We start from the raw sequence: 8,294 nt of genomic DNA on the forward strand, positions 1-8,294 counted from the left end.
AATGACGCCGACATCGTCATCGAGAGCGACGCGCAACACGCGGATCTTGCAGGAACGCGGCGACTACGATTCCCAGGGCGCGGCCTTTGGTCAGGATCCGCGACAACGAGGCGACGGCTTCCTTGCGCAGGGCTGGGTCACTCATGTAGGCGGTCAATCCGGCCAGTTCGTCGATCATCAGCACAACCAAGGGCGCCGATTTTGTGGGGGTGTGTTGACGTGTCTTTCCCGCCATTTGTGCGCCGCGTGTGTCCATCAACTGTTCCACTGCGGCAAGGGTTTTCACTGCGTCGGCTTCGGTGGTGGCGATCTTGGTAAACAAGCGGGCGCCGACCGATAGTTCGATGCCGTACTTGAGATCGATGCCGATCAGGTGGACCAGGCCTACCGCGATTGCAGGTCCGAAGCCGCCGGCAATACCCCAGAACACCGACCCTTTGCCTGCGCCCGAGCACCCCACGGTCAGGGTGTGTCGTCCGGCGACGTGCAGCGTCCACGGTGCGCCGTTTTCGCAACGCCCCAGCGTGACTTTGGTGGTGGCGACAGCCGTGGGTGACGTGGCATGGCCGACTGACGAGAGTTGCTCGCGCATGACCAATTCGATCCGCACGGTACCGGGGCCGACCACGACCGACCGTGCGGCGTGTGCTCGTGCGGCGTCGCGGATGGCCGGGACGGCACGCTCTAGGTCGTCGACGGTCAGTCCCATCCGCGTTCGTACTGTCAGATTCAGGCAGTTGTCAGACACCTTGACCTGTAACAGCTTTGGGTGAATCCATCGCGTCTGCGTGACCGGCCGGCCTTCGTGGTCCTTGCGGGTGACCTGCTCAGAGGCGGACAGGCCGCAGCGTTTCGACAGCCGCTCCCATGAGGTGTAGGCCCACAGTCTCCAGCGCAACCGCCGGGCCGGGGCGGCGAAGTGCAGTTCGTAGGTCTGCGGAGAGTGCAGGCGCCAGGCGATCAGAACGGCGGCGGTGATGCCCATAACGGCCGCGATCCAGGCCATGCCGACAAGCAGCTGGTGCAGGAGGTGGTCGAGCCGCAGCGGGGTGTCGGGGTCGGTGGGTGCGAACGGGTCGGGATTCATGCCGACGCCCGGCCCGTGCTCGACGCCGTGGACGACTTGCCCGGCGCGGTCATGCCCGAGGCCCGAAACGACCATGCGATGCGTGAGAAATCGCCAGATCGCTCGATGTACGGCAAAGCCATCAGGCCCTCGAAAACCACGGGGGTGAACGGTGTTCCGCTGGAATTCGTGGGGGCGGCGGGCTGCGTTTGGGCGGCGAACTTGACGGTCACTGTGCGGCTGCGCTTTGGTGCGGCCGGATCACCGTCGAGTACTTCGACCTGCCACATTGGCGAGCCGGTGTCGCGGTCGGTCGCCTGCACACGGCTGTCACCTGAGGACTTGTCGAAGTCGACCATTGGCGTCACCTCCGAAACGAGAAACGCGCCGGACGGAAACACCTGTTCGTGGCCGATTTGAAGCCATTTGGGCATGGACATTGCGGAACCCTTCCGAGTTGTGTGGACTAGATGACTGTCTAACCTAGTCGTCTAGAGGAGTATGTCAAGCATTGCGCGGCACTTAATCGTTTCGTGCACGTCAGCGCGCTGAGAAGTCGTATTCGAGCAGGTAGGCGGATGCGACCTTCACCGTGTCGCAGACTTCAACGGCCACGTCGTCGGTGTCGTATGCCGTGCGAACCACGGTCAGGACAGGTACTCCTGTCGAAAGTTGGAGGGCGCGGCGCTCTTCAGGGGTGGGCATCCGCGCACCGACTTCCTCAGTGAAGCGGGCGAGTATGTGGCCAGCATCTTCGAGCCGCGCGTAGATGCCGCCAGGTCCGGTGTCGACTTGTTCAATCTTGGTCCCTGCGGCAAATTCGGCAGGGATGTAGGAGATCGCTGTTTCGATTGGTCGGCCATCGGCGAGGTAGCGTCGAGATCGCACGACAACGTCGTCGTCCGGGGCTAAGCGAAGGCGTTCGGCGACAGTGGGATTCGGTTTCTCGCGCGTCACGGTGATTCTGTCCACTTGTGGCGTGTAGCCTGCCTTCTCTGCCTCGACGGTGAACGCGGCCTTGCCGCTGGCGCGATGCCGCCGTGCGAAACGATCGGATGCGAGTCGGCGAATGGGGGGTGCGGGGCGAACGAACACTCCGCGGCCGTGCTCGGAAATCACGAGGCCCTCCGAGCGCAGTTCTTGCACGGCTTGGCGGACGGTCATTCGCGCGACTCCGAAGTGGTCGATCAACGCCGCTTCCGACGGTAGGCGCTCTCCCGCCGTTAGCTGGCCAGCGTTAATCGCGTCGCGCAACATGCCGGCAATTTGACGATAAGGCGGCTTGTCGTCCGCCCGATCGATCTGGCCAAGTTGCAGCACCTGCGAGCCTCCCTTACACGTCTAGACGACTAGTGTAGGGAAACGACACGCTCATGTCACGACAGGAGCCAAGCTCGGAGGATGGAGTCTCGCGTGGGAGCCACACCGAAACATTCGGTCAGCGTCGCTGGCATCGTGGTCCGTGACGACGGCCGGGTCCTGGTCATCAGACGCGATGATAACGATCATTGGGAAGCGCCTGGAGGCGTTCTTGAGCTCGATGAATCCTTCGAGAACGGTGTCCAACGCGAGGTTCTCGAAGAAACTGGACTTGAGGTCACTGTCGAACGCCTCACTGGCGTCTACAAAAATCTGACCCACGGAATCGTCGCGTTGGTGTACCGCTGCCGGCCGGCTGGCGGTGAACCGCACTCCACCGAGGAAGCTCGTGAAATCCGTTGGATGACAAGGGAAGAAGTTAAGTCTGCGATGACGCCCGCGTTCGGGGTGCGCGTTTTGGATGCGTTCGAGGAAACACCCCAGTCGCGGGCGCATGATGGGGTCAATCTCGTGTAGCGAGGAAGTGCTGCCGCTACCTGTTGAATCCCCCGGGCGGAACCTACCTAAGCGACGTTCGTTCGGCCTGTTTCGACTCCCAACCCGACCAACTCAGCACCCCCCACTCAGCCCCGCGATCCGTGATCGCTACGTGCACCCACGATGTCGCCTATTCACGCTCGGGTAGATGTCAGCGCAAACCGTCAGGTAGCCTCACGACCAGTGTGTTGGCCTGTTGGGGGATGCCATGGCAAACGAACTGAACGTGAGCACTGACAGTCTGCGCTTTGCGGCCGCCGACAGCGAAGCCGCTACCGCTGCACTGACCGGCGACGGCGGGACGTCCACCAACGCCGGCATCGCCGCGGTCGACGCGGCGCTGGCGTCGCTACGCCGGCGCCAGGCCGACCGGATCACCGGCCAGGCTGGCGCCTTATCGACTGGTAGCGCTCGCTACGACACCACCGACGGAGAGGGCGCCGACGCCATCACCACGGTGAGCGTGTGAGCGCTGCTCCCTCCGGCCGGTTCACCACGCGTTCGGCGATCGAGGATCTCACCACGTCCGACTTCGCCGACGCCGCGGCAAGGTGGCGCACCGCCGCAGACCAGTCGGACGAGGTGTTCGACCGGCACCGCCAGAACATCGCGACTCCTGGCGGAACTACCTGGGAGGGTGACGCCAAGGACGCGGCGCTCGCTCGGGCGACCGCTGACGGTGTGGTGGCCGGTAACCAGAACGGAGTTGTACGCGAGTCGGCCGACATCGCCGAGAACGCTGTCACGGACATCAACGCCGCCCAGCGCGAGGCACTGGCCGCGATCACCGAGGCCGAGAACGACGAGTTCACAGTCGGCGAAGACCTATCGGTGACCGACACCCGCCGCTACGACATCAACACGGTCATCGAGCGGAACAAGGCCGCCAAAGAGCACGCTGAGGACATCCGCTGGTACGCCGAGCGGCTAAGTCAAACGGTCGCGTTCGCGGAGCGGCGATTGCAGGAGAAAGCCGCTGAGCTGGAAGGCATCCGGTTCGACGGCGAGGGTGCTGACGACGGCGAGGGCACGGTTCAACTCGTCGACAACAAGGTCAAACTCAATCCCCACGACAAGCCGGCCGAAGACGGCAAAGAGGACCCGAACGGCAAACCCGAGGTGGCGCCGGAGCAGCAGGCGCCGGGCCAGATCGGTCCGTTCCCCGTGCCCAAATCTGTGGACGACGCGGCGAGCAATCCCGAGGCTGAGCCCGACGGGAAGCCTGCTGACACCAGCGACGCCGGGGGCACACTTGAAGATCTGCTGCTACCCGACGAGGCCACGCCCGGCGAACCGGGTGAGGAAAAGCCCGGCGGGCTTCCCCCGGCCCTGAGTCAGCAGCGGCCGCCGAGCGCGTTGGACCAGATCCTCAACCAGCACGCCGGCAAAGGGGATGGCCAGGATGGGCGCTACACCAAGTCCCCGTTGACCGCTCCGATCGTGGGAGCCGACCCGTCGGTGGTCGATCGACAAGCCGCGCGGGTCGAGGCTGCCCGCCAAGCCCTCGATGCTGCGCAAGCCAAGCTAGATGCTGCGGCCGGGCAGGGCTACGCGCAGGGCGCCGGGGCGGGTCCGGGCCGCGACGTTAGCGATCCGTTGAGCCAAGCAGTGTTCGACGCTCGCCGAGAACTGACTGAGCAGACGGCGATCCTCGGAGATCTCAACCAGGCGGCGGCCGAAACCGGTGGCGGGCGCGTGCCGATCCCGCCGCTGCCGGAAAACGCTGACGTTCAAGCGTTCCCACAACAGCCGCCGGTCCTCGAGCGATCCGTCGACGCGTTCGCCGACGGCACCAAGGACGCCGCCAAGACCGTCTGGGACGCGACCATGCCCGACGTGGGCAACATGTACGACGTCGCCACCAACTGGGACGAGGCGTCCGCCGCCGAGCGAACCCAAGCCGTGCTCGACGCCGCCGGCATGGCCCCCATCCCCGGCGGCAAGATCCTCGGCGAGGGGATTGAGCACGGACTGGACGCCCTCGGCGGCGCATCCCACCACATTGACGACGTCCCAGTCGGTGGACACCACACTGCGGACATACCGGCAGCGCCACACACCGACGACCCGGCGCTTGGGCTCCCTGGCAACCCAGGATCTGCACCTGTCCAGCACTCCATCGCACCAGATTCATTCGATCCCGCCAGGGGACTGCACTATTCGTCGGGTGATCCTCACTATCCCGGCGGCTGGCCCCCGTCTACTCCCGATGCCACGTGGACCAAGGGCAACACCGATCCGGGCTGGCACTACGTCGACCGCGGTCCAGATAAGGACTGGATGCCGTACCAGGAGCAGATCTCTGGCGCCGAGCGACTCCCCGATGGGCGCATCCCTGAGTACGCCCGAATCGACCCAGAGACTGGAAATCCGGTCAACTTCGACGGACATACCCTGCGGGGTGACCAAGAGGTTTTTCTTGACGCCAAGGACGGCTATGCCAAGCTCGCGACGGAACCTGGCAAACCATGGACACAAGGTATGGAGCGAACCATTCTCGATGAGATTCCACGACAGCTCCGCGCCTTGCCGGATGGAGCCGCTTTGGAGGTGCACGTCTCGGACCCGCTTGGCGCGGCGGCGATTCGTAACCTGATTGAGGCCAACGACTGGTTCGAAGTAACCGTCGTCTACACACCGAAGCTTCCGTAATCACCGACTACGATGGAGAGACCATGAGTGTGGCGACCCGAGTCCAACCCGTTTGGGCGCACGACGCATTCTTGCGGTCGTTCTGGGTGGCGACAGGGGAATCTCCCGAATGGATTGCGTCCCGAACCGATGCGCTACTCAATGCACTTGGTCCGGTGGTCGGTGTCACCGCGTGGACGACTCACACTGGTGACCGCTGGGAAGGCCCGCCAGATGACTTGGCAGAAATCGTGCGGCGCTTCGTTGTTCGCGACAGGCCTACGGCCAGCTCCCCGGAAGGCGAGCCTATGCCCGAAGAGGGCTACTCCTTCGTCGTGTCCGGGTCAGGTACGAAGGTCGACGTGGAAGTGCGAGTAACCGCGGGCTCTCAAGTGCTCGCTGCGCGACTGCCCATGCACACACTCTCGATCAAGTTGCGGGAGAAGGTACCCGGCGGCATCACCGGTGATCTCGGAGACGCGGTGTGTGCCGCTGTCGCCTCAACATGGAGGCCATCAAACTTGAAGCTGACTGACTCTGCGACCAACAGCACAGCCCGGCGCGGGGGATGGAAGATCGGCGTCGGTTACCGCACATGGATCAGCTCCGAAGTCGGGAAGGTCGACCATGTGGCGGAGGGGCTTACGGTAACCGAACTTGCTGGCGGCACAATGATTTCAGCGCCGGATGACTGGCCTGCACAACGAGTGGTTGAGGCGATGACGGCCACACTGGTGGCCAATGGTCTCGATGAGGTTGCCCATTAAGTCGTTGTAGGTCACACGTCTTGCCCACCAACGAGGCCTAGTCGAAGGATTTGACGGTTGACGCGCCCTGAGCTGCCAATCTGTGGCCGCCGTAGAGGACGCCGCGTTACCAGGACTACGCGAGCACCCACACCGACTGCCGCACTGGCGGTTTCGCGCCGGGGGTCACGGTTGCATCGCACCACCGGGGTTCACTCCACCTCGGCGCGGGCCGTGATGCACCATATGAACTCGTGGGAACCTCTAATGCAACTTCCGAGTACGACACCGCCGAATGGACCCTCGTGAGCATCGGCTACGAGGGCAAGACCGTTCATGATCTGGTTACCCAATTGCTCGAACAGGACGTGCGAGTCCTCGTCGACGTGCGCCTCACCCCGCTGAGCCGGAAGCCAGGGCTATCGAAAACCAAGCTGTCTGAGGCACTCGCCGCCGTGGGCATCCGCTACGTTCACCACCGCGCGCTCGGCAATCCGAAGGACAACCGCGCCGGGTTCCGCGCCGGTGAACCGGACTCTGTCGCGCGGTACCGCGACGTCCTTGACAGCGCGGCGGCGGCCGACGCGCTCGCGCACGTTTGCGAACTGCTTGATGGGGGAGCCGTGGCGCTCCTGTGCTTCGAGCACGAGCACGCCGAGTGCCACCGCAATTTCGTCGTGAACCGACTCCTTGAAGCCCGGCCCAACGCTGCGGTGGTGCACGTCTAGAACAACGCGTTCTCGAACTTCGGGTACCAGACGCCGAGGACGGAGAACGACCGGCGACGGCGATTCTGGTTGCCGACGTAGAAGTGGACGTCTCGGTCGGGCGAGAGCATTAGGTCCCGCCACTTCTTAAGCATCGCATCTCTGCCGCCAGCATCGCCGTACTGCAGTTGCCAGTCTCGTCCAGCCTGGCCAGCCTCCCAGTCGAGCACCTTCTGGTCGTGGCCGTTGCATTTCGGCGACGCGCAGCGGTACTTGTATCTGACTGCGTAAGGCGCGGGTTGGAGCGGCTTGAGCGAGGTACCGAATAGGTCCGGGGCCGAGGCCTTATCGATCTTCGCCTGTTCGTCCGCGGTCCACGGCTCGCCGTCTACGACGCTCGCGTCGACGTCGGTCGGCTTGATCAGTCCGAGTGACGGTGACGGGGTGCCCATACCGCCCTTCGGGTTCTGGTCGAGGAGCTCGCACATTGTGGTGCCGCCGATGAGGCCGTCGAGGTTCATCCGCCGCCGCTGCCAGTTGCTGCTGGTGTCCAGCAGCTCCACATGCGCCAGCTCGTCCTGTCGCGGCCGGAAGGACTCGGGGCGGTTGTCGTTGGACTGGTGGTACGTGCCGTTCACACGGATGATCTCGTACTTCCTGAACTGGCTATCGAAGTCGGCGTTGCGGAATTTCACCGGGTATAGCCGGATCCATTCGGGGCGCTCCCGGTCGAGCCGGACGCCGGCCACGCAGACGGTCTCGCCGTACGTCTCGCTTGGGTTCGGGTAGGTCTTAACGGTGATCATGACGTCCGCGATCTCGTCCCCGGCCCGCCGCGGCGGCTTCAAGCCAGGATCGTCCTCACCGCCCACTTGAACGCCTGCTCCCATTCGGGCAGATTAACCGTTCCGTCAGCTATCGCTGAGGAGGTTGGTGCGTGGCCGAGCCGCGCGGTGATCTCAGCTGTGGCGTTCGATGATGAAGTTGGCCCCGCTCAGTAGTCGACCGCAGCGCCGGACTCGTACAGCGCCTTCGCGTCGCTCGCATCGCGGATCGCCTGCCGCACCGGCTCTTTGGTGAGGTCGAGCACACGAAGGGTGTCATTCACCTTCGCCACGGCTTCGATGCGACCGTACTCCGAGCCAAAAGCCTCGGCGAAGTCGGCCAGCCCGCGGAGCTTAGGCATCGCGTCGGACATGTGATGGCCGTGTGGGTCGACGATGTCGGCGACGATCTTTCCATCGGAGTGGTGTTCGGAGGCATTCAGGGTGACCACGTGGGGGTAGC

Annotated in this window: 9 protein-coding genes and 1 pseudogene; 5 read left to right on the plus strand and 5 right to left on the minus strand. The window is 64.1% G+C overall.

Translation table 11 applies throughout. The features are described 5' to 3' along the window. Positions 1–37 precede the first annotated feature (37 nt). From CWS39_RS27630 to CWS39_RS27640, 3 genes and pseudogenes are all read right to left on the minus strand, one after another. Positions 38–1,087: pseudogene (locus CWS39_RS27630) on the minus strand (cell division protein FtsK); the annotation flags it as partial. Next, positions 1,084–1,506 (minus strand): plasmid replication, integration and excision activator, encoded by a 423-nt coding sequence (locus CWS39_RS27635; protein ID WP_102146030.1) that lies wholly within the window; start codon positions 1,504–1,506, stop codon positions 1,084–1,086. The pseudogene CWS39_RS27630 and the gene CWS39_RS27635, both read right to left, overlap by 4 nt. A gap of 100 nt (positions 1,507–1,606) precedes the next feature. Further along, complete coding sequence (locus CWS39_RS27640; RefSeq protein ID WP_102146031.1) at positions 1,607–2,386, minus strand: GntR family transcriptional regulator; 780 nt, start codon at positions 2,384–2,386, stop codon at positions 1,607–1,609. 93 nt (positions 2,387–2,479) lie between these two features. On the opposite strand from CWS39_RS27640, the gene CWS39_RS27645 reads away from it, so the two are divergent. The 5 genes from CWS39_RS27645 (at position 2,480) to CWS39_RS27665 (ending at position 7,028) form a co-directional block, all read left to right on the plus strand. Beyond that, a complete protein-coding gene (locus tag CWS39_RS27645; protein ID WP_102146034.1) occupies positions 2,480–2,902 on the plus strand; it encodes an NUDIX hydrolase in 423 nt (140 codons plus the stop codon). Positions 2,903–3,149: 247 nt separating this feature from the next. After that, entirely contained in the window at positions 3,150–3,392 is a 243-nt protein-coding gene (locus CWS39_RS27650; protein WP_233213735.1) for a hypothetical protein, read from the plus strand. Then, entirely contained in the window at positions 3,389–5,575 is a 2,187-nt protein-coding gene (locus tag CWS39_RS29890; RefSeq protein WP_233213736.1) for a Tox-REase-5 domain-containing protein, read from the plus strand. Before CWS39_RS27650 ends, CWS39_RS29890 begins: the two co-directional genes overlap by 4 nt. A gap of 23 nt (positions 5,576–5,598) precedes the next feature. After that, the gene (locus CWS39_RS29350) at positions 5,599–6,321 is read left to right on the plus strand and encodes a hypothetical protein (protein WP_199178330.1); all 723 of its coding nucleotides are present in this window, start codon (positions 5,599–5,601) and stop codon (positions 6,319–6,321) included. A gap of 284 nt (positions 6,322–6,605) precedes the next feature. Continuing rightward, positions 6,606–7,028, plus strand: coding sequence for a DUF488 domain-containing protein (locus CWS39_RS27665; RefSeq protein ID WP_233213737.1), 423 nt, complete (start codon positions 6,606–6,608; stop codon positions 7,026–7,028). On the opposite strand, the gene CWS39_RS27670 is transcribed toward CWS39_RS27665, so the two are convergent. Then, positions 7,025–7,813: a DUF8758 domain-containing protein gene (locus CWS39_RS27670; RefSeq protein WP_102146036.1), complete on the minus strand. Its 789-nt coding sequence runs from the start codon at positions 7,811–7,813 to the stop codon at positions 7,025–7,027. The two genes, CWS39_RS27665 and CWS39_RS27670, sit on opposite strands and share 4 nt — an antisense overlap. Positions 7,814–8,001: 188 nt before the next feature. Next, the coding region (locus CWS39_RS27675; RefSeq protein ID WP_199178331.1) for a hypothetical protein at positions 8,002–8,294 on the minus strand (293 nt) is incomplete at its 5' end.

It is taken from the genome of Mycobacterium hubeiense, from assembly GCF_002838065.1.
Taxonomy (GTDB): domain Bacteria; phylum Actinomycetota; class Actinomycetes; order Mycobacteriales; family Mycobacteriaceae; genus Mycobacterium; species Mycobacterium hubeiense.